Here is a 22,181-nt window from a genome sequence, read left to right as displayed (position 1 = left end):
GCCCAGGCCCGCTGTTTGTCGCTGATCGGCAATTACTTGCTAAACATCAACGCCGTCATCATGAAATCGAGCCACCACACCATCAACGACGAAATGACCACCGTACGCGTGGTCGCGCCGGACACGTCTTCCGGCGTCGGCTGTGCCTGGTACCCCTGGAACAGTGCGATGAACGTCACCGCAATGCCGAAGACCATGCTTTTGACATAAGTACCATTGCCGATATCTTTCCAGACATTCACGCCGCCCTGCATCTGCGACCAGAACGAGCCTTCATCGACGCCGATCAGCACCACGCCGACCAGGTAGCTGCCGATGACGCCGACGGCCGTGAAGATGCCACCCAGGATAGGCATGGCGATCACGCCGGCCCAGAAACGGGGCGCCAGCACGCGCTGGATCGGATTGACGGCCATCATTTCCATGGCCGACAATTGCTCGCCCGCCTTCATCAGGCCGATTTCCGCCGTCAGCGAGGTGCCGGCGCGGCCCGCGAACAGCAGCGCCGTGACGACCGGACCCAATTCACGCATCAAGGACAGCGCCACCAACTGCCCCAGCGACTGCGTCGCGCCAAAGGTACTCAGTGTGTAATAGCCTTGCAAACCCAGCACCATGCCGACAAACAGGCCAGAGACGGCGATGATCACCACCGAACGGCTGCCGAGATAAAACAGTTGCTCGATTACCAGGCCCGGACGGCGCCACAGGCCGCCCGACGAGGCGATAATGATAAAAAACGAACGCACGGCAAAGCCGAGGTCTTGTACTGAATTGCGCAACCATGCTCCGATCGCCGCCAGGAACCGCGCGATCATCGGCCCGCTCCCGTATTCAGGCCCAGGTCGTCGGCCAGCGACTTGCCCGGATAATGGAAGGGCACGGGGCCATCGGCCTCGGCATTGACGAACTGCTTGACGTACGGATGCGTCGACACGGCCATCTCGGCCGGCGTGCCGTGCGCCACAATCTTGCCCGATGACAGAAAATAGACATAATCAGCGATGGCGAAACACTCCTTCACGTCGTGCGATACCAGGATAGACGTGGAACCCAGCGCATCGTTCAGATTGCGGATCAAATTTGCCGTCACGCCCATGGAAATCGGGTCCAGGCCGGCGAAGGGCTCGTCGTACATGATCAGTTCGGGGTCGAGCGCGATGGCGCGCGCGAGCGCGACGCGGCGGCCCATGCCGCCGGAAATCTCGGCCGGCTTCAATTGCGCCGCATTGCGCAGTCCCACGGCGTGCAGCTTCATCAGCACCAGGGTGCGGATCAGCTCTTCATTCAAATCCGTGTGTTCGCGCAGGGGGAACGCCACGTTCTCGAACGCCGTCAAGTCCGTAAACAGGGCCCCGTGCTGGAACAGCATGCCCATCTTGCGGCGCATTTGATACAACTCGTCGGTCGCCAGCGTATGCACGATCTGGCCGTCGACGTTCACGGAACCGGACCTGGGACGCAACTGCCCGCCGATCAGGCGCAGTACGGTCGTCTTGCCACTGCCGGAGCCACCCATGACGGCCACAACTTTTCCACGTGGGAAATCCATTTGAAGGCCCGATAAAATCGAACGTTCTCCATAGGCAAAGTGTAAATCACGGATCTCAACAAGATTTGGCACGACGAAGCTCACTATTTTAATGGCGTATTGTAGTGCAGAAACGCCAACCTCTGCTGAGACACCCCTAGAGACAGCCCCGTAAAGGGGAAGAATACAACACTAATGAATTGAAAGTCAGATATTGTAGTGGAAATTCGGCCGCCACATCACGTCCCTGCCCGATGACATTCGCAGCTGTTGACTTGATAAGTAAAAATAACAAGGGCCACGTCGCAATCCGCGCCGTGGCCCTGGCAAAAAACGAACAAATGCTCGTTTCTTAGCGCGGCAGCAGGGATGTGCCCATCAGGAACTCATCGACGGCGCGCGCGCACTGGCGCCCTTCGCGGATGGCCCAGACCACCAGCGACTGGCCGCGGCGCATGTCGCCGGCCGCAAACACCTTGGCGACCGAAGTCTGGTAGCAGCCTGCGCCATCCGTTGTCGCCTTGACATTACCGCGCGCATCCGTATCGACGCCGAACGCTTCCAGCACCTGTTGTACAGGGGAAACAAAACCCATGGCCAGGAAGACCAGGTCCGCTTTCATCTCGAATTCCGAGTTCGGCACTTCGCTCATCTTGCCGTCCTTCCATTCGACACGGCAGGCGATCAGCTTTTCCACCTTGCCGCCCTTGCCTTCGAAACGCTTGGTGGCCACGGCCCAGTCGCGCTCGCAGCCTTCCTCATGCGAGGACGAGGTGCGCAGCTTGGTTGGCCAGTACGGCCAGACCAGCGGCTTGTTTTCCTGTTCCGGCGGCTGCGGCATCAGTTCGAACTGGGCCACCGAGGCGGCGCCATGGCGGTTCGAGGTGCCGACACAGTCGGAGCCCGTGTCACCGCCGCCGATCACCACCACGTGCTTGCCCGTGGCCTTGATCTGGTCCTTGAGCTTGTCACCCGCGTTGACCTTGTTTTGCAGCGGCAGGAAATCCATGGCGAAGTGCACGCCTTTCAGTTCGCGGCCCGGCACGGGCAAGTCACGCGGCTGCTCGGCGCCACCGGCCATGATGACAGCGTCAAATTCTTTTTCCAGGTCTTCCGGGAAAATGGTTTCCTTGGCCCAGTTGTTCACGTGGGCAGGAAAATCCTTGCCGACCAGCACGCTGGTGCGGAAGACCACGCCTTCGGCCTCCATCTGTTTCACGCGCAGGTCGATATGCGACTTTTCCATCTTGAAGTCGGGAATGCCATAACGCAACAAACCGCCGACCCGGTCGCTCTTTTCAAACACGGTCACGGCATGGCCGGCGCGCGCCAGTTGCTGCGCCGCCGCCAGGCCGGCGGGGCCGGAGCCGACGATGGCCACTTTCTTGCCGGTGCTGAAGCCTGCCGGCTGCGGCGTGACCCAGCCGTGCTCCCAGCCCATGTCGATGATTTTATGTTCGATCGACTTGATGCCGACCGGATCTTCGTGGATGCCCAGGGTACAGGCCGATTCGCACGGCGCCGGGCAGATGCGGCCCGTAAATTCCGGGAAGTTATTCGTCGAATGCAAGATGTCGAGCGCTTCGCGGTAGGCGCCGCGGTACACAAGGTCATTCCAGTCGGGAATGATGTTATTCACGGGGCAACCCGTGGTGCAGAAGGGAATGCCGCAATCCATGCAGCGCGCGCCCTGCACGGTCGCTTGCGCATCCGACAGGTGCAGCACGAATTCCTTGTAGTTCTTCAGGCGCGCGGCAGGCTCCAGATAATGTTCGTCCTGGCGCTTGAATTCCATGAAGCCGGTAATTTTACCCACGATAGTTCCTTTGTATTAGGCTGGCGGGGAGCGGCCGGGCCGCTCCCTGGTCATTCATTTGGCAATGAGCTTAGCTGGCTCAGGCGGCGACGGCTTGTACTTCCATGGCGGCATCGGCAGCCATCTCAATCAGCGCGCGCTTGTATTCGTTCGGGAAGACTTTCACGAACTTGCCGCGCGCCGCGGCCCAGTCGTCCAGCAGGACGCGGGCGCGGGTGCTGCCCGTGTGCTTGAAGTGTCGCTCGATCAGGCGCTTGAGGATGACCTCGTCCGCTTCCGGCACGCCGTCGCGGTGCTGCGTATGCCAGGCATCGCGGTCGAGATGCTGTTCCGCTGCAGAAACGACCTTGTCCAGGCCGACCATGGCCGTGTTGCACTTGCTGCCAAAGTCGCCGGCCGGGTCATACACATAGGCGATGCCGCCCGACATGCCGGCCGCGAAGTTGCGTCCCGTATTGCCCAACACCACGACCGTGCCGCCCGTCATGTATTCGCAGCCATGGTCGCCCAGGCCCTCGACCACCGTAGTGGCGCCCGAGTTGCGCACGGCAAAACGTTCACCGGCCACGCCATTGAAGAAGGCTTCGCCGGCGATGGCGCCGTACAGCACCGTGTTGCCGATAATGATGTTGTCGACGGCCCAGCCGCGGAATTCCGTATTCGGCCGCACGATGATGCGTCCGCCCGACAAGCCCTTGCCCACGTAATCATTACCCTCGCCCACCAGGTCGATCGTGATGCCGTGCGCCAGGAAGGCGCAGGCCGACTGGCCCGCCGTGCCTTGCAACTGGATGTGGATGGTGTCGTCCGGCAAACCGGCGTGGCCATATTTCTTCGCCACTTCGCCGGACAGCATGGTGCCTACCGTGCGGTTCAGGTTGCGCACGGGCGAGATGAAGGAGACGCGCTCGCCCTTTTCCAGTGCTGCGCGCGCTTGCGCGATCAGCTTGTGGTCCAGCGCCTTTTCCAGCGCATGGTCCTGGAACTCCACGTGGCGGCAGGCTTGGCCATCCGGCGTTTCCGGCTTGTAGAAGATGGCCGAAAAGTCCAGGCCTTGCGCCTTCCAGTGCGAAATCGCCTTCGATTTATCCAGCAAGTCGACCCGGCCGATCAGTTCGTCGTAGGTGCGGATGCCCAGCTGCGCCATCAATTGACGGGCTTCCTCGGCAACGAAGAAGAAGTAATTGACGACATACTCGGGTTTGCCCGAGAACTTGGCGCGCAGCACCGGATCTTGCGTTGCCACGCCCACCGGGCACGTATTCAAGTGGCATTTGCGCATCATGATGCAGCCTTCGACCACCAGCGGCGCCGTGGCGAAACCGATCTCGTCGGCGCCCAGCAAGGCGGCGATGACCACGTCGCGGCCCGTCTTCATCTGGCCGTCGGCCTGCACGCGGATACGGCTGCGCAAGCCATTCAAGACCAGGGTTTGTTGCGTTTCTGCCAGACCCAGCTCCCACGGCGTGCCCGCATGTTTCACGGACGACAAGGGCGACGCGCCCGTGCCGCCGTCATGGCCGGCGACGACCACGTGGTCGGCTTTTGCCTTCGTGACACCGGCGGCCACCGTGCCGATGCCCACTTCCGACACCAGTTTCACGGAAATCGAGGCGCGCGGATTGGCGTTCTTCAAATCATGGATCAGCTGCGCCAGGTCTTCGATCGAATAGATGTCGTGGTGCGGCGGCGGCGAAATCAGGCCCACGCCCGGCACGGAAAAGCGCAGGCTGGCGATGTATTCGGACACCTTATGGCCCGGCAACTGGCCGCCTTCGCCCGGTTTCGCGCCCTGCGCCATCTTGATCTGGATCTGGTCGGCCGAGTTCAGGTAGGCAGCCGTGACGCCGAAACGTCCCGACGCCACCTGCTTGATGCGCGAACGCATGGAATCGCCTTCCTGCAGCGGAATATCGACGACGATCTGCTCGGCGCCCACAATGGAAGCCATGGTGTCGCCCTGGCGGATCGGGATGCCCTTCAATTCTTGCGTGTAGCGGTTCGGATCTTCGCCGCCCTCACCCGTGTTCGACTTGCCGCCGATGCGGTTCATGGCGACGGCCAGGGTCGCGTGCGCCTCCGTGCTGATCGAGCCGAGCGACATGGCGCCCGTGGCGAAACGCTTGACGATTTCCTTGGCCGGTTCCACTTCGTCCAGCGGGATCGCCTTGGTCGGGTCGAGCTTGAACTCGAACAGGCCGCGCAGGGTCAGGTGGCGACGGCTCTGGTCGTTGATGATTTGCGCGTACTCTTTATAGCTGGAGAAATTGTTGCTGCGCGTGGAATGCTGCAATTTTGCAATCGCATCCGGCGTCCACATGTGGTCTTCGCCACGCACGCGGAACGCATACTCGCCGCCTGCGTCGAGCTTGTCCACCAGCACGGGATCGTTGCCGAAGGCCAGCGCGTGCAGGCGCAGCGCTTCTTCCGCCACTTCAAACACGCCGATGCCTTCCACGTTCGAGGCCGTACCCTTGAAGTATTTGTCCACCAGCGACTTGTTCAAGCCGATGGCTTCGAAGATTTGCGCGCCGCAGTACGACATATACGTCGAAATGCCCATCTTCGACATGACCTTCATCAAGCCCTTGCCCACGGCCTTGGTGTAGTTATAGATGGCCTTGTCGCCTGACAGGTCGCCCGGCAAGCCATGCGCCATCTCGACCAGGGTTTCCATGGCCAGATACGGGTGGACGGCTTCCGCGCCATAGCCAGCGAGCAAGGCGAAGTGGTGCGTTTCGCGGGCCGAGCCCGTTTCCACGACGAGGCCGGTGGAGGCGCGCAAGCCCTTGCTCACCAGGTGCTGGTGCACGGTGGAGGTGGCCAGCAGCGCGGGGATCGCCACCTGGTCGGCGCAGATGGCGCGATCCGAGACGATCAGAATGTTGTGGCCCGACTTGACGGCGTCGACGGCTTCCGCGCACAGCGAGGCCAGGCAGGCTTCCACGCCTTCCTTGCCCCAGGCCAGCGGGTAGCAGATGTCCAGTTCGTACGATTTGAACTTGCCGCCCGTATGCGCACTGATGTTGCGCAAACGCGCCATGTCGTCAAAGCCCAGCACGGGCTGTGCCACTTCCAGGCGCATCGGCGGATTGACGTTGTTGGTGTCCAGCAAGTTCGGTTTCGGGCCGATGAAGGACACCAGCGACATCACCATCGCTTCGCGGATCGGGTCGATCGGCGGGTTCGTCACCTGCGCGAACAGCTGCTTGAAGTAGTTATACAAAGGCTTCAATTTGTTCGACATGACGGCCAGCGGCGAGTCATTGCCCATCGAGCCCGTCGCTTCTTCGCCAGCCACGGCCATTGGCGCCATGAGGAATTTCAAGTCTTCCTGCGTATAGCCGAACGCCTGCTGGCGGTCCAGCAACGATGGCTGCTCTTTTTCGCCCTGGGCGCGGTCCTGTTTCGCCTGGCCTTCGGCCATCTTGATCTCGTCGAGCTTGATGCGCACCGAGTTGATCCACGCTTTGTACGGCTTGGCGTTGGCGTAGGTGTTCTTCAGTTCCTGGTCGTCGATGATGCGGCCCGCTTCCAGGTCGATCAGGAACATTTTGCCAGGCTGCAAGCGCCATTTCTGGATGATTTTCGACTCGGGAATCGGCAGCACGCCCGATTCCGACGCCATCACCACCAGGTCGTCGTCCGTGACGATGTAGCGGGCCGGACGCAAGCCATTGCGGTCCAAGGTGCCGCCGATGTGGCGGCCGTCCGTAAACGCCATGGCGGCGGGGCCGTCCCACGGTTCCATCATGGCCGCGTGGTATTCATAGAAAGCGCGGCGGTTGTCGTCCATCGTCGTGTGGTTTTCCCACGCTTCCGGAATCATCATCATCATCGCCTGGGCGATCGGATAGCCGGCCATCAGCAGCAGTTCCAGCGCATTGTCGAAGCACGCTGTGTCGGACTGACCTTCATAGATCAAGGGGAACAGTTTTTGCAGGTCGTCACCCAGCACGGCCGACTTCATCACGCCTTCGCGCGCACGCATCCAGTTGAAGTTGCCTTTCACCGTGTTGATCTCGCCATTGTGCGCGATCAGGCGGTACGGGTGGGCCAGCGGCCATTCGGGGAAGGTATTCGTCGAGAAACGCTGGTGCACCAGGGCCAGGGCCGAGATGCAGCGCGCATCCTGCAAGTCCTTGTAGTACACGCCCACCTGGTCGGCCAGCAGCAAGCCTTTATAGACGATGGTACGGGCCGACATCGACGGCACGAAGAATTCCTTGCCGTGCAGCAGTTTCAAGGCCTGGATAGCGTGGCCCGACGATTTACGGATCACATACAGTTTGCGCTCGAGCGCATCGGTGACCATGATGTCCGGGCCGCGGCCGATGAATATCTGGCGGATGACCGGTTCCTTGGCGCGCACGGTAGGCGACATCGGCATGTCCGTATCGATGGGCACGTTGCGCCAGCCCAGTACGACTTGTCCCTCGATGCGCACGGCGCGTTCGATTTCCTGTTCGCAAGCGATGCGCGACGCGTGTTCTTTCGGCAGGAAGACCATGCCCACGCCGTATTCGCCAGGCGGCGGCAATTCCACGCCCTGCTTGGCCATTTCTTCGCGGTAGTACTGGTCGGGAATCTGGATCAGGATGCCGGCGCCATCACCCATCAGCGCATCGGCGCCCACGGCGCCCCGGTGATCGAGGTTTTTCAGAATCAGCAAACCCTGTTCGACGATCGAATGGGTCTTGTTGCCCTTGATATGGGCGACGAAACCGACGCCGCAGGCATCGTGTTCATTGGCTGGGTCGTACAGGCCTTGCGCTTTCATGGGCTTCTCCGCTGCATATGACTATCGAAAAACTAGAGTAGTGCAACGCAACAAAAAACTCAACTACAACAATTAGGGTCGGAGTCGAATTAAATTCGATTCCGTCGCTCCAAAAATTTAATAGGGACATAGTCAAAGCAATTTCAATAAAACGTCAGAAAGAAACCATTTTTTGTTTTAAATGCGAATGCTTTTTAATTAGCGGCCGCGTCCGCCACGATTTTTCGGGGACGGCCCCGCTTCGCAGGCAGTACTTGCCGCTGCATTTTCTGCTCCAGCGCCTGCTTGAACGCGTCGGAACCCAGCGGCCAGCCCTTCAATACAGCCTGTTCCACGGTGTTTACCTGGCTGCTGCCCAGGCCTTGCTCGAACAGGCGCAGATAGGCCGCCTCGCGGTCAAACGGCGTGTTGCCGAGCGCCCAGTACAGCGCATGGTCGGTAATGACGGGATCGGGTCGCACACCGGCATGGTGGGCATAGCTGGACCAACTGTAATCGAGTGCCTGACCCGCCAGACCCGTTTGCACGGGCACGCATTCCAGATAGCGGCAGCAAGTGAGGAAGAAATTATCGGGATCGATGACGGAGGTTTTGTAGCGTCCCTGCCACAAAGCGCCTTCGCGGCCGTATTTTTGATTGAAATACGGCACGTAATAGCGTCCCAGCCACTGCATCAGCTGTCCCAGGCCCGTGGCATCGCTGGGCGTGGCCAATAAATGCAGCTGATCTGGCAATAAAACGTAGGCGTGGACGGCCACCTTGAACATTTTTGCGCCCGTTTTCAGCCAGGAAAGGAATTGCGCGTAGTCAAGCGCATCCTGGAACACGGGCTGGCGGTTGCTGCCGCGCTGTATCACGTAATGGGGCAGTGCAGGGATGATGAGGCGAGGCAAACGGGCCATGGCAGAATCGCAAAATATAGGCTAAGACCTTGATTTTACACACTTGCGCGCCCAAGGCGCGACTCTGACCCTGTTTTATTTGAGATGCTGAAAAAAGCGGTCTACTCTGTCCCTTTTATTGCACCAGCCCCTAGCGGGCGGCGCAACAAGGTCATCAGGACAGGTTAAAGCTGGCCGACAGGCTGTAACCCTCGCCATACGCGCTGCGCAGCGGCAAGTCCTGGCCCAGGCCCGTCTTGGCTTTCTTGCGCAGCCGGTACACGAGCATGTCGACTCTGCGGCCCGCATCGGGATCTTCGCCGCCCATGCCGGCCACGATGACGTCGCGCGGCACGGGGCGGGTATTGATGGTCAGGAGGTGCAGGAAGTTGAATTCCTTTTCCGTCAGGGCGATGACCGCTCCCATCAATTCAAGTTGGCGAGCGCTTACTTTCAAGGTCCACTTGCCCGGCTCGGGCACGGGATCTTGCGGCCCGACGCGGCGGTCGAGCGCCTCGATGTGGGCGGCCAGTTCAGGGAATTTGATCGGTTTGGTCAGATAGTGGTCGGCGCCCAGGCGCAAGCCCAGGATGCGGCTGTCGAAAGCGACACGCCCCGTCAGCACCAGCACGCCGATTTGCGGGTACAGCTGGCGCATGCGGGGGATGACGTTGAAGCCATCCTCATCGGGCAAGCCCAGGTCCAGCACGACCACGCCGACATTGCCATGGCTGAGCGCCGTCCACATACCGCCAGCGGAGCTGGTGATATGGACTTCGTGTTCGAGCTCAACGAGGAACTCCGCCATGTCTTCGGCGTAGTCGAGATTGTCTTCGACGATCAGTATTTTCGTCATTGCTACGCCATTCTTCCGTTAGTGAGCATACCGAGGGCAAACCATGCCATGCACTTCTGCACCATGATGGACGGCACAATAGGTTTACGTCAAGGAATTATCACGGTTGCCTTCAGCGGAAGCAAGGCTTTTCCTTGTCTAGACAGGAAGCGGCAGCCAAATCCGGAAAACGGCCCCACCTTCGGGCAGATTATGCCCCTGCAAACTCCCTCCATGCACGTCCACCACGGCGCGCGCCATGTACAGACCCAGGCCCGCGCCTGGATGCGTCGCATAGTGTCCACGGCTTCCTTTTTCAAACAACTGCGCCAGTTCTTCTTCCCGCAAGCCGGGCCCCGCATCGCGCACGCACAGCGCCACGCCGCCCTCGGGCACCAGCCTGGCCGACACGGTGATGGCGCTGCCTGGCGGGCTGAACTTGACGGCGTTGTCCAGCAGGATTTTCAGGCACAGGGCCATGCCGGGCACGTCGCAGCGCAGCCTGGCCGGCAAGTCCTCGTCCAGTTCCAGCTGCACGCGGTGGCTGGCCGGCACGGTGGCGGCCGCCTGCTGCAGCAAGGCCAGCGGCGCGATGCCGTCGGCGGCCCGCTCGCGGCCGATGGCCGCCATGCGTTCAGGTGAGAGATAGTCGTCGATCATGGACAACAAACGGTCGACGGCCGTCTGGATTTTCACGTAGCGCTTGCGCGTGGCCTCGTCAGCGTCCTGCGATGTCGAGACGAGGCGCTGAATGGCGCCATCGATGGTGGCCAGCGGCGTACGGAATTCATGCGACAGCATCGAGGCGAAGCGTTTTTGCTCCTTTTCCCGTTCGGCTTCCTGCGCCTGGGCAGCGCTGACGTCGCGCACCGTGCCCACCACGGTGACGCCCCGCCCCATCGCCGCCGCGGACGGAACAATGGTCGAGCTGATTTCCAGCGCCAGCGGATGCCCATCGGCGTGCGGCAATTCCACTTCACGCAACAGTGTCAATCGGCTGGTATCACCATCGCGCCAGCGCTGCAGCCGGGCCGGCAAGTCCGCCGCCAGGCGCGCCGCGTGTTCGCGCAAGGCGGCCAGGTCATGGCCCGTCAGGCGCTGCGCGGCGGGGCTGATGTAGAGCAATTCGAGAGTGGCGGCGTCGAGCAGGAAGGCCGCGTCGCGGCCGTGCTCGGCCAGCAGGCGGAACTGCGCTTCGCCCGCCCGCGCGCGCAGCAGGGCGCGGCGCAACTGGACGAAGCGCAGCGCCATGAGGATGACGCCGGCAAGCAGCAGGAGAAGAAAGGGCAGCATGCTTTATACCTGGCAAGAAAGAATCGCCAAGTATAAGCGTGCGGCAGCGTTAATCTTCCAGCGGGGCGAAAATCTGCTGCAAATCTTCCTGCGTGAGGGCCATCTTCTGCGACTCGCCCTCGGCCAGGATCGATTGCGCCAGCTCCGATTTTTTTTGCTGCAGCAGCTGGATTTTTTCTTCCAAGGTGCCCTTCGCAATCAATTTGTAGACGAACACGGGCTTGTCCTGGCCGATGCGCCAGGCGCGGTCCGTGGCCTGGTTTTCCGCCGCCGGGTTCCACCACGGGTCGTAGTGGATGACCGTATCGGCGGCCGTCAGGTTCAAGCCCACGCCGCCCGCCTTCAGGCTGATCAGGAAGATGGGCACGGCGCCCTGCTGGAAGGCCGCCACTTGCGCGCCCCGGTCTTTCGTCTCGCCCGTCAGCAAGGCGTAGGGAATGTCGCGCGACTCCAGCTCTTCTTCGATCAATTCCAGCATGCTGGTAAATTGCGAGAAGACGAGGATCTTGCGCCCTTCGTCGAGCAAGTCTTCCACCATCTGCATCAGGTCGAGCAGCTTGGCCGAACCGGCCGACTGCTTCTTCGCCGGCAAGGACTTCACCAGGCGGGGGTCGCAACAGACCTGGCGCAGTTTCAGCAGCGCTTCCAGGATGACGATCTGGCTGCGCGCCACGCCCTTCTTGTCGATTTCTTCGCGAACCTTTTGATCCATCGCAAGACGCACGGTTTCATACAGGTCGCGCTGCGGCCCCGTCAATTCCACCTTGCGCACCATTTCCGTCTTCGGCGGGAGCTCTTTGGCCACATTGTCCTTCGTGCGGCGCAGCAGGAAAGGCTTGATGCGGCGGTTCAGGAGCATGCGGCGCAACGGGTCGTCCTGGCGCTCGATTGGGTGACGGAACTGGGTGTTAAACGTCTTTTCGTCGCCCAGCAAGCCCGGCAGCAAGAAGTGGAATTGCGACCACAATTCGCCCAAATGATTTTCCAGCGGCGTGCCGGACAAACACAGGCGGTGGCGCGCGCGCAGCAGGCCCGCGCTTTGCGCCGCCTTGCTGCGCGTATTCTTGATGTAGTGCGATTCGTCGAGAATCACCAGGTGGAAATCGTGCTCGCGCAAGGTTTCCTCGTCGCGCGGCAGCAGCGCATACGTCGTCAGCACCAGGTCGCATTGGTCGATCTGGTCGAATTGCTGCGCGCGGTCCTTGCCTTGCAGCAGCAACACTTTCAGGCTGGGCGCGAACTTGGCCGCCTCGTCCTGCCAGTTGCCCATCAAACTCGTCGGTGCAATCACCAGCGCCGGATGCGTCAACCGGCCCGCTTCCTTTTCCACCAGGATATGCGCCAAGGTTTGCACGGTTTTTCCCAGGCCCATGTCATCGGCCAGGATGCCGGCCAGGTCATGGTCGCGCAGGAATTGCATCCATGCCAGGCCATCGGCCTGGTAATCGCGCAGGGTCGCTTGCAAGCCGGCTGGCGCCGCCACTTTTTGCACGGAGCCGAACTGGCTCAGCTTGCGACCCATGGTGCGCAGCTGCTCGCCGCCTGTCCACTGCATTTCCAGGCCGCGCGCCAGCTCTTCCAGGCGCGCCGCGTCCAGGGTCGACATGCGCACGGCATGTTTGATCTTGTCGCTGAAATATAGTTCGCCCAGGGTGTTCAGGATGGGGCGCACCCTGCCCCACGGCAGGGCGACGCGCGTGCCGTCCGGCAAGGTCGCCAGCATCTGGTCATCGTCGGCATGCGCTTCGATGACTTTCGGATTGAAATCGTTGGGCGCGTTGCGGATCAGCTGCACCAGCACGGGCAGCAGCGGCACGCGCTCATGGTTGACGACGATGCCCAGTTCCAGCTCGAACCAGGCGTTGCCGCTATCCGGATCCTGGTCGTCGATCTCCGCGTACCAGTCGCCCACGTCGCTCACGTCATAGCGGTACTTGGCCGTTTTTTCCACGATCCAGCCCTGCTCCAGCAAGGCATCGATGCCGGACTCGGCAAAACGCAGCCATTCCGCCTGGGAAGGCAGCAGCAAGGCGCCCTTCAAGCCGCTCAAGGGGACGAAGCCCGGCTTCTTGAATTGCAGCTCGGCCAGGGTGGCCAGGGCGCGCGCTTCATCGACCGTGTTTCTCTGGATAATTTCCGTCACCTCGCCCACTTGCCGCACCACGCGCTGCGACGGGTCGAACGAGACGCGCTCGCCATCATAGTCGTAGGACAGCACGGCGAAATCGCTCCAGCGCTGCGCACTGCCATCGGCCAGCATGGCGCTATCGAGCAGCAAGACCGGTTGCGCCGGCACGTCCTTGCGCAAGCGCTGCGGCAACGGCTGCGGCAGCGGCATCAAATGCTGCAAGCCCTGCGCCAGCAGCAGTTGCGACACGCGCACCTTGTCGTTCGCACTCAAAGGCGGCGCCTGCGCCACCAGCGCCTGCAAGTCGGCCAGGGAAATGTCGGAGCCGCCCTGGTTCAATTCCAGCACGCCGCACGACAGGTTGTCGATGTACCACGGCGGATCGGTGGGCAACATGTAGTCGATCTGGTCGGCGCCATGGTGCTTCGCGCCTTCCGGCGGGTCCACTTGCCAGCCCAGGCGCATGGTCTTGCCTTCGTCGCGCCAGAACAGGCGCGCGGGACGCACGGGACCTTCCTTCAACGGGTACACGAGGCCATTGCCCACATCGGCCCAGGAATTGGCCCACAATAATTTATCCTGCTCGGCCAGCATTTTCAGCAGGGCCGCGCCCACCTTGCCCTTCGGCTCCGTGGCGCTGCCCGTCTGCGAATTCTGCCCGCTGCGCATGGCCACGAAGAAACGCACGAGGTCTTCGTCGGCCGGCGTCAAAAACGTGGGCGGCGCCGACAGCAGGGAAAAGATTTCGCTGATGGGACTAGCCGCCGCCACGTCGCCATTCGGCCGCAGCCGCGCCTTGTACAGGCACAGGGCAACGTGACGGCCACCGCTGGTGGGCGCCAGCACGTAGATCAATCGATGCTGGTTGAGTTTCGGGTCCGGCTCGGCAATCGTCAGCACAGCCTTCGGATGGGCTGCAGCCTCCACCCGCTGCAGCCAGGTGGCGACGGCATACGGCAAAGGCGCTCCCGGCGCGCTGGCCGGGGCAACTGGGGTTTCACTGGTTTCGTCGCGGGTAAAATCCATGGGGCGCATTTTTGTGTAAAGGTCTTATCCAAATCGGCAACAGGCAATATTATCCGCCATACAGCCGTTGCTGGCTTGATTCACACACGCTCTTTGAGCAGTTTTAATGCGCGATGCCTAAAAAATAAGTATTTAATGCGACACTTGGGACCCGCAGGCGGCAAAAAAGGCCCGTCATGGGCCTTTTTCACCGCCTTTGGCCAGCTTGTCAGGCCGGTACAGTTTCTTCTTCTGCCACACTGGCGGCCTCGACTACCGGTGCGGTGCTCGTATCGGCCGGCGTAAAGTTGCGCAAAAACAAGAAGAACTGACCCATCATCTGCGTCCACAGTTGCAGATTGATATTCAGGTACTCCTTGCTGACACCACCGGCGACCAGCACATCCATTTCCAGCACGACGAAATCGCCATGCTGGGCCACACGGGCAAAACGCTTGCTGCGGTGCCATTCGGCCAGCAAGCCGGCCGGCAAGTCGCCGCCCTGCACGCGCAGCGGGCAGCTCAGGGTCAGATCCGCGTACTGGCCAGGCGATGCTTCGTTACCCCACAGCACCTGAAAGCCGATGCCATGGCTGGCGCTATGCAGGCGCACGACGCCGTCGTGTTCGATGCTGGTCACGGCGCAGCCGGCCGCCTTGATGGCCTCGGCCGTTTGTTCCGCATTCAGGGTGCTCAGCAAGTTATTGGTGGTGTTTTCCATCGTCATTCCATTCATTTCAGAAAGTAAAATTATTGGGGTGCCGGCGCGGGAGTGGCCGGCGTGTCACTTGTTTGACGCGCATCAAAGCGGCCCTGGTACAGCTGGTCGCCGTACTGCTGCGCGATTTGCTCGAGCTTGACCCGGCTTTGCGCGGCGAACGGCTGGCGCGCTTGCATGACGCCCAGCACGTCGAGCCCTTCATACGCTTGCAGGATTTCCTGCCCGGTCGCATACAGCTGGGCATTCTTGCTTTCGCAGCGCGCCAGGGCGCCCCGCTGGGACGTCACTTCGCCGTCGAGGCGCGCACGCTCCGCTTCCAGTTGCTTGCCCTTGGCGACCAGCTGCTCGCTGGCCTGGCGGTACTGCGCCAGGTTGGCGGCAGCCTCTTGCGCGGCGGTGGCGCTGCGCTGTTGCTGCTCGCCCAGTTTTTCCCGTTGGGCGCGCTCCTGCGCCAGTTGCGACTGGCTGCGCGCCAGCTCCTTTTTCAAGCCATCGCTGGCGGGTGCGGCGGCTGGTGCGGCCTTGGCGGCAGGCACACCCTTCGCTTTGAGCAATTCCAGCTCGCCGCGCGTCTGCTGCAATTGCGCCGTGACATTGCGCAACTCGGCCCGCAGGCGCTCTTCCATGCTTTGCCCCTTCTGTCCCTGCGCCTGGGCTGCGCCACCGGCCAGCAGCATCAGCAGCAAAACCGGCAAGCGCGTTTTGTTGAGTATCAACATCATGGCTCCTTAAAAACGCGCGTTCAGTTCGATTTGCAGGGTGTCGATCGACAGCGCCGAACCGAACACTTCGCGGCTCGACGTCCAGCGGCCATTGAGCCAGGTATTCTTGTCGAGCGCATACGCGCCGCCCAGGTAGTAGCCGCGCGCATTCGTGCCGCCCAGGTGGAAGGTGGAATCGTTGTAGGCGTCAGGCAAGGCATCCGGTTCGATGCGCTTGTAGCCGAGCAGCACGTTCCAGTCGCCGCGCGCCGCCGGGCTGGCCTTGCCCAGGGTCGCCTGCAGCATATAGGCATTGCCGCCGCTCCTGAAATCGGCTTGCGAGACGCCGCCCGTGCCGCCGAAGTTGTTCATGATGCCGCCCTTGGCGCGCGCCCACATGGCGTTCTTGTCGTAGGCCATGTTGCGCACATAATCGCCTTCGATGCGCAAGTCCGTGCCACCGGCCACCTTGCTATCCCAGCGCGCATTCAGATTGGCCAGGCGGAATTTCGACGCCAGGCCCACGAATTGCGGCTGCGGCGTATTCGCCGGGTCCAGCGGGTTCAGGGCGATATTGCGCAGCAGCATCAAGCTATTGCCCTTTTGCATGCTCGACGGACGCGACCAGTCCGTGCTGCAGCCATCGGCGCCCGCGTACAGGGCGCACGGCTGCGAATACTCGCCGCTGATGTTGCGGAAGTTGTAGTAGGCCAGCGCGCCACGCAATTGATGGTCGCTGTTGATCTTCCACGAGGCGCCCACTTGCGCGCCCAGCAGCCACTTGTTCTCGCTGGACATTTTTGCCTGGCTGCGGCTCGGCGCATTGTCGGACGAATACTCGAGCGGAATCAGGCCCAGCGTACCGAACACGGTGACGTCCTTGCTGTCGCCGAGGGGTTGCTGCACCTTGGCGGCGATACCGTCGAAATTGAGTTCGCTGGAAAACAGTTCGTCGCCGGAGACGAACGGGTTATCGAAACGGCCCGCCGTCAGTTTCAGCCACGAAGCGGGCTGGTACGACAGCCAGGCCTGGTCCAGCCAGATGTTTTTCTTGCCCAGGCCGCCGCCCAGGGTTTGCGTGGTGGACACCGGGCTGTCGTCATTGCCGCTGGCCAGGCGGATGCCCGCTTGCGTGCTGTCGGAGATGTCGGCCAGGATGCCCAGGCGGGCGCGGGCGCGCAGCAAGTGCTTGCGGTCTTCGCGCGTGTTCAGCAACGCCGGCAGGGCCAGGTTGGTGTTCGAATTGACGTCGTAGCCGCTACCGCTGTTGAGCGAGCGCCAGTCGATCTCGATATTGCTGTTGGCCATGTCGTAATAGCGCGATTCGTAGCGCGCGCGCACATCGCCTTCCAGGCGGATGCGCTTGGTCCAGGCCGGCGTTTCATTCGGCGCCGCCCAGCCGCCCGCCTTCGCTTCGGCCAGCACTTGGCCCTTGATCTCGTCGCGGATCTGCTCGCGCACGGTTTGCGAAATATACGGCACGCGCACGTCGCCCGGCTGTACCTGCGCCAGGGCCGCCGGCGCTGCGGCCGGACGGGCTTGCGCCGCGGCCAGCGCTTCGCTCTGCGCCTGCGCCAGCAGCGCTTCGCCGGCATCCTTGTTCAGGGCGCCGCTCTGGATCAGGCCGCGGATCAGTTTGACCATGGTGCTGTCGGCCGGTGCAGTCTGGGCTTGCGCTGCGCCTGCCGCCACACTCAGGGCCAAGGCAGCCAGCGCCAGCGGAAGGCGGCGCATACGCTGTGAGGGAGAAAATAAGGAATTCATCGCTTCTTTCGGTAAATGTGGAATTAGTTCATGCGCTTACGGGCGCCGGCCTTTAATGGATACGCGGGCCGGGAAACGCAGGGACGCCGGCGGCCGCTCGTCGGCGCGGAAGTCGCGCACCATGGCCAGCACTTGCTCATCCGTCTGCGCATTGCCCGTGCCTTGCACCAGCTGCACTTTCGTCGTCTTGCCTTCCGCATCGAGCCACAGGTCGACGCGGATGTCGCTAAACGCCAGTTGGCGCGTGCGCGGGTCGCGGGCAAAGGCCAGCTGCAGCGCGTTGGCCACATAGCGGCCATACGATCCCGCGCCGAGTCCGCCGCCACCACCGCCGCCCGTCATGCCGCCGCCGCGCCCGGCCTGGATGCCAAAGGCGTCGCTGCCAGCCTGCGCCGCACCGTCGATGGTGACGGGGTCGCCCTTGTCCGGCGACGGGCTTTCCGGCGCGTCATCCATGGGTTTGTCAGCCGGCGTCGGTTCCGGCTCCGACACTTCCGGCACCACCTTGTCGGGCGTCGGTTCCGGCAGTTTTTCCGGTTCCGGCGGCGGTGGCGGCGGAGGGGGCAGCATCAGCATCGGCGGCGCCGCCACTTCGCGCTTGGTCGCGGCCGTGTCCGACAGCAAATACCAGACCAGCGCGGCCAGCGCGCCGGCCAGCAGCACGCCGCCGGCCACGCCGCCCCAGCGGCGCCACCACTGCTCCGCGCCCGACGATTCCGAGGCAGGCATCTTCATCATGTCGTCACGCTTCACCTTGCGCTCCTCATGCCGGCTTGCCGGTCACCAGGCCCACCTGGTTCAGGTCTATGCGGCGCAGCAAGTCCAGCACTTCAACCACTTTCGCGTATTGCACGGCGGCATCGCCGCGCACGATCACAGGGAAGTCGGGCGTCAGGGCCTTTTCCGTGCGCAGGCGCTCTTCCAGCTCGGGCAGGGTGACGGGATAGGCGTCGAGGAAGACCTGGCCCGCGTTGTCGATGGTGATGGCCTTGGTCTTCGGTTTTTCCAGCGCCATGGCCGAGCTGGCCTTGGGCAGGTCGACCTTGATGCCGGGAATGCTGGCATTGCTGGTCAAAATGAAGATCACCAGCACCACCAGCAGCACGTCGACGAAGGGCGTGATGTTGATGCCGCCGCTACGCTTGCGGGGGGTAAACTTGGCGGAGGTGGCCATGGTTATGCGCCCCTCACGCCTGTTGCAGCACAGGACGCATCTGGCGTCCGTCGCCCTGCTCTTCAGCCAGGCGCGTGGCAAATTCATCGACGAAGACGGCCATATCGGCGACGATGGCGTCCGAACGCGAGGACAGCCAGTTGTAGCCGAACAGGGCGGGAATCGCCACGCCCAGGCCCGCAGCCGTACACAGCAGCGCTGCCGCCATGCCCGGCGCCACCGAGTTGATGTCCACGGCGCCGGCCATGGCAGCGACGACGAACACCAGCATGATGCCGATCACGGTGCCGAACAGGCCGACATACGGCGCGCCTTCGATGGTGGTGGAGAGCCAGATCATGCGTTTCGACATGCGCTCGCTTTCGCGCACCATCACGCCATCCATGGCGGCGCGGATGGCGCCGATCGTCGCGTTGGAGACGGCGTTCAGGTCATAGCCGCGATCATGGCGGCGGCGCATCTCGTCGATGGCCACGTCGTACAGACGCCACAGCGAGGAATCCGTCTTCACGGAAGCGCTCAGCTTGCCGTTGCGCGCCAGGTGGTCCAGCGGCGCGCCGGCCGCTTCGTGGAACGACTGCATGAATTGCGCATTGGCGCGCGAGATGGCGCCATAGCTGCGGCCCTTGCCGATCATGATGATCCACGACAAGACCATCATCAGGCCCAGCACGCCGACGACGATCCAGGCGTCGAGCGGCATGGCGGCGATAATGAAGCCGAAATGGCTTTTGCCGGCCTGCTGTTCATCTGCGCCAAACACGGCCAGGCGCGACTCGGAAGCTTGCGAGACGGCGTCGGCCAGCAGCAGCGCATCGGGACGGGCCGTGCGCGACAGGCGCAGCTCGTCAATGGCGCCCGTAAAGTTGGCCAGGGTGTCGGCGCCGGAGGCGGCCGGCGACGCATCGGCGCCCACCGACGCGGCCGTGGTGAAGGCCGGCAGCGCGGTGGCCAGCGATACGGCCGGACGGCCACCCACATACAGGGCCACATTGTTTTTATCGGCTTTCACGGCCAGGTGCGACCATTGCGCGGCCTGGATCGGTTGGCCGGGCTTGCTGCGCTGGCCATTCACCTGCACGAACGGCACACCCTGGTCGATACCGATCAGCAATTCACTGGCGCCGTCGCGGCGTGCATACAGCACTTGTCGCGCGCCCAGGTTGTCGGGACGCACCCAGGCGGAAAAGGTGAATGACGCGCCGGCGGCCAGCGCCAGCGAAGGCGAGGCAGGCAGCATCAGCGGCGCCGTACCCAGGCGGGCGCCGGCGCCGATGACGGAACCGTCGAGCGCCGGCACGGCCGTCTGGGCATGGTTGCCGTAGGCGGTGCTGTCGCGCGAGGGCACGCCCGGCTCGGTGAAGTGGTACACCAGGCTGTAGTCGGGATCGAAAGTACGCTGGCCATTGCCGGACGCGGGCGCCTTCGGATTGCCGTAGTACATCCACAACTGCTGCGGCGTGCCCGCCGTCAGGGCCGGCACGTCAACCCAGATCAGGGCGATGCCCAGCAGCGGGTTGAACTGTTCGATCTGGTGGTTCAGCACCGTCTTGTCGTCGCCCGCCACGAAGCGCAGGTCGGCACCGTTGTCGCTGACGCCTTCGAAGTTGAAGTTACCCGAATGCAAGCGCAGCAGCACGGGAATGCGGCCGGGATCGCCGCCGACGGCGCCGGCCTTCGGGCCAGCGTCGACGGTGACGGGTTTGCGGTAAGCCCAGTCGGGCTGCCACCAGGCATGCGCCAGGCCGGGAACGAGCGTGCCCAGGATCGTGAGCAAGAATAAGAGACGTCGAAAACGTTGCATGACAGTGATTCTCCGAAGAAAAGTCTAAAAAAGTGCAGTGCTGGTGAGCTGGCCCGTCAGTAGCTGGCCGACAGGTTGAAATTGATGCGGCGCACGTGCTTGTGCGTGCGCGGGCCATCGCGCAGCGGGTAAGCAAAATCGATGCGGCCATTCAGGTAGCGCAGGAACTGGAAACTGCTGCCCACGCCCACGGAGGCCAGGCCGAACAGGTCTTTCTGTTCCGGCAGCGGGTCGCGCAGGCGCAAGCGCGCGCCATCGGCAAAGGCAAACAAGCGCCAGTTTTCCAGGCGGCTGAAATATGTCAGCTGGGGCGTGCGCCATTCGACGGTGCCCGAGACGCCGTAATCGCCCGTCGCTTCGGCCGACAGGTAGCCGCGCACGGAATTGGCGCCGCCGGCGGCCATCTGCTCGCCCGAGACGAGCGCCGCGTCGGCCAGCTGGCCCGACATGCGGCCATGCAGTTGCGCGCCGCTGCCCAGGGTGTAAGTGGCGTTGGCGTCGCCCTTCAGCACGAGGAAGCTGGGCGAAGCCTTGTAGCGCTTGTTGTCATAGGCGGCGCTGTTGCTGCCATAGCCGAACGCGGCGCGCGTGCCGGCCACCAGCGACAGGCCCAGGCCGTAGGTCGCCGTCTCCGTCTGTGCAAAGCCGTTGTAGGCCACGCTGAGCGGCACGTATTTCAGGGGAATGCTGGAGCCGGCGCCATTCAATTGCAGCGCTTCCTGGTTATCCTTGAAATCGATGCCGGCAGAAAAGCTGTGCCACCAGATGCCGCTGTTGGGCACCGTGTAGTTGACTTTCATGCCCAGCGCGTGGCCCTTGCCCAGCACGCTGGTGCCGCCCGTGCTGGCCACGTTGCTGTTCGATTGATAGCCGGTCGCTTCCACGCTCCAGCCCTGCGTGCCGATGGGCGCCACATACGAGGCGGACCACACCTTGGTCTGGTTCAGGTCGCCCGGCGTGCCGAAAAAGCTGATGGTGGCGCTATGCCCCATCTGCCACAGGTTGTCGTGACCGACCGACATGCTGGTGCGCAATTTTTTGGTATCGGCGCTGTAATCGTTGTTCAAGCCCACGCTGGCGCGCCATGGGCTGCTGTCTTCCACTTTCAAGTCCACGTCCATGGTGCCGGGCAGGCTGCCCTGCTTGACCAGCGGCATCACCTGACGCTTGGGTCCGCGGTTCAGGGCCGTCAGTTCCACTTGCGCCTGCGTAAAGTCGGGTACCTTGCCTTCCGTCAAGGCCGGCACTTGCTGGCGCACGTCGAGCGGCGAGTTGTATTGGGCGCCGACCACGCGCAAGCGCCCCACCTTGGTTTCGCTCACCTGCAGCACCACCACGCCCTGCTCCACCTGCTGCTCGGGCAAGTCCACGTAGACGGACTGGTAGCCGCGCGCCTGATAGGCCGCAACGAGGGCGTCGCGCGCCCCTTCCACGTCCTTCAGGGTACGGCCCGGCCCCAGGAAGGGCGTGACCGCCTCTTCGATGGCACGCGCATCGAGCACGGTATTGCCGCGCACCAGGTATTCCTCGATCGTCACTTGCCGTTCCGGCGCGGCCACGGGGGCCGCCGCCGGGATCGCGTCCTGCGCGCGCGCCATGCCGGGCAACGCCAGCATGGCCAGGCACAGCATCGTCAAGGCAGTCGCGGGTGCCGCGGGTGCTGCCCCCTTGCCCTGTTTTTTCATCTCACGCATCTTCCATTCACCTTAAAATCAAACGGTTGCCCTGTGTTGCGGCGCTGGGCCGGC

Annotated in this window: 15 protein-coding genes; all 15 read right to left on the bottom strand. The window is 62.7% G+C overall.

All coding sequences use genetic code 11. The annotated features are described in order from the left end of the window. Positions 1-32: 32 nt before the first annotated feature. A complete protein-coding gene (gene mlaE, locus ACQ4WY_RS24615) occupies positions 33-818 on the bottom strand; it encodes a lipid asymmetry maintenance ABC transporter permease subunit MlaE (RefSeq protein WP_436506328.1) in 786 nt (261 codons plus the stop codon). Continuing rightward, positions 815-1,624 carry an ABC transporter ATP-binding protein gene (locus ACQ4WY_RS24610; RefSeq protein WP_436506327.1) on the bottom strand — a complete coding sequence of 270 codons (810 nt, stop codon included), beginning with the start codon at positions 1,622-1,624 and terminating at the stop codon, positions 815-817. The genes mlaE and ACQ4WY_RS24610 overlap by 4 nt, the downstream gene beginning before the upstream one ends. Before the next feature lie 259 nt (positions 1,625-1,883). Then, positions 1,884-3,347 carry a glutamate synthase subunit beta gene (locus ACQ4WY_RS24605; RefSeq protein WP_436506326.1) on the bottom strand — a complete coding sequence of 488 codons (1,464 nt, stop codon included), beginning with the start codon at positions 3,345-3,347 and terminating at the stop codon, positions 1,884-1,886. 79 nt (positions 3,348-3,426) lie between these two features. Beyond that, complete coding sequence (locus ACQ4WY_RS24600; RefSeq protein WP_436506324.1) at positions 3,427-8,127, bottom strand: glutamate synthase-related protein; 4,701 nt, start codon at positions 8,125-8,127, stop codon at positions 3,427-3,429. Between the two features lie 194 nt (positions 8,128-8,321). Then, positions 8,322-9,029 carry a transposase gene (locus tag ACQ4WY_RS24595; RefSeq protein ID WP_436506322.1) on the bottom strand — a complete coding sequence of 236 codons (708 nt, stop codon included), beginning with the start codon at positions 9,027-9,029 and terminating at the stop codon, positions 8,322-8,324. Between the two features lie 154 nt (positions 9,030-9,183). Next, the gene (locus tag ACQ4WY_RS24590; protein WP_034753797.1) at positions 9,184-9,864 is read right to left on the bottom strand and encodes a response regulator transcription factor; all 681 of its coding nucleotides are present in this window, start codon (positions 9,862-9,864) and stop codon (positions 9,184-9,186) included. 138 nt (positions 9,865-10,002) lie between these two features. Continuing rightward, complete coding sequence (locus ACQ4WY_RS24585) at positions 10,003-11,136, bottom strand: PAS domain-containing sensor histidine kinase (protein WP_436506321.1); 1,134 nt, start codon at positions 11,134-11,136, stop codon at positions 10,003-10,005. Between the two features lie 49 nt (positions 11,137-11,185). Beyond that, positions 11,186-14,290: a DEAD/DEAH box helicase gene (locus ACQ4WY_RS24580; RefSeq protein WP_436506320.1), complete on the bottom strand. Its 3,105-nt coding sequence runs from the start codon at positions 14,288-14,290 to the stop codon at positions 11,186-11,188. 208 nt (positions 14,291-14,498) lie between these two features. Further along, positions 14,499-14,990, bottom strand: coding sequence for a YbjN domain-containing protein (locus tag ACQ4WY_RS24575; RefSeq protein ID WP_436506319.1), 492 nt, complete (start codon positions 14,988-14,990; stop codon positions 14,499-14,501). 29 nt (positions 14,991-15,019) lie between these two features. Further along, positions 15,020-15,709 (bottom strand): hypothetical protein, encoded by a 690-nt coding sequence (locus ACQ4WY_RS24570; RefSeq protein ID WP_436506318.1) that lies wholly within the window; start codon positions 15,707-15,709, stop codon positions 15,020-15,022. Between the two features lie 9 nt (positions 15,710-15,718). Then, on the bottom strand, positions 15,719-17,425 hold the full coding sequence (locus ACQ4WY_RS24565) for a putative porin (protein WP_436506317.1): 1,707 nt from the start codon (positions 17,423-17,425) through the stop codon (positions 15,719-15,721). 66 nt (positions 17,426-17,491) lie between these two features. Next, positions 17,492-18,208, bottom strand: a complete 717-nt coding sequence (locus tag ACQ4WY_RS24560; RefSeq protein ID WP_353659514.1) for an energy transducer TonB family protein — start codon at positions 18,206-18,208, stop codon at positions 17,492-17,494. Positions 18,209-18,218: 10 nt separating this feature from the next. Beyond that, on the bottom strand, positions 18,219-18,629 hold the full coding sequence (locus ACQ4WY_RS24555) for an ExbD/TolR family protein (protein WP_034753784.1): 411 nt from the start codon (positions 18,627-18,629) through the stop codon (positions 18,219-18,221). A gap of 13 nt (positions 18,630-18,642) precedes the next feature. Beyond that, positions 18,643-20,433: a DUF2341 domain-containing protein gene (locus ACQ4WY_RS24550; protein ID WP_436506315.1), complete on the bottom strand. Its 1,791-nt coding sequence runs from the start codon at positions 20,431-20,433 to the stop codon at positions 18,643-18,645. 56 nt (positions 20,434-20,489) lie between these two features. Further along, positions 20,490-22,127: a ShlB/FhaC/HecB family hemolysin secretion/activation protein gene (locus ACQ4WY_RS24545; RefSeq protein WP_436506314.1), complete on the bottom strand. Its 1,638-nt coding sequence runs from the start codon at positions 22,125-22,127 to the stop codon at positions 20,490-20,492. Positions 22,128-22,181: the final 54 nt, after the last annotated feature.

Source organism: Janthinobacterium salmonicoloratum (assembly GCF_051380845.1).
Classification (GTDB): Bacteria; Pseudomonadota; Gammaproteobacteria; order Burkholderiales; family Burkholderiaceae_D; genus Janthinobacterium; species Janthinobacterium lividum_F.
Note: the sequence above shows the minus strand (reverse complement) of the source record. Positions and strands in the feature narration are given on the sequence as shown.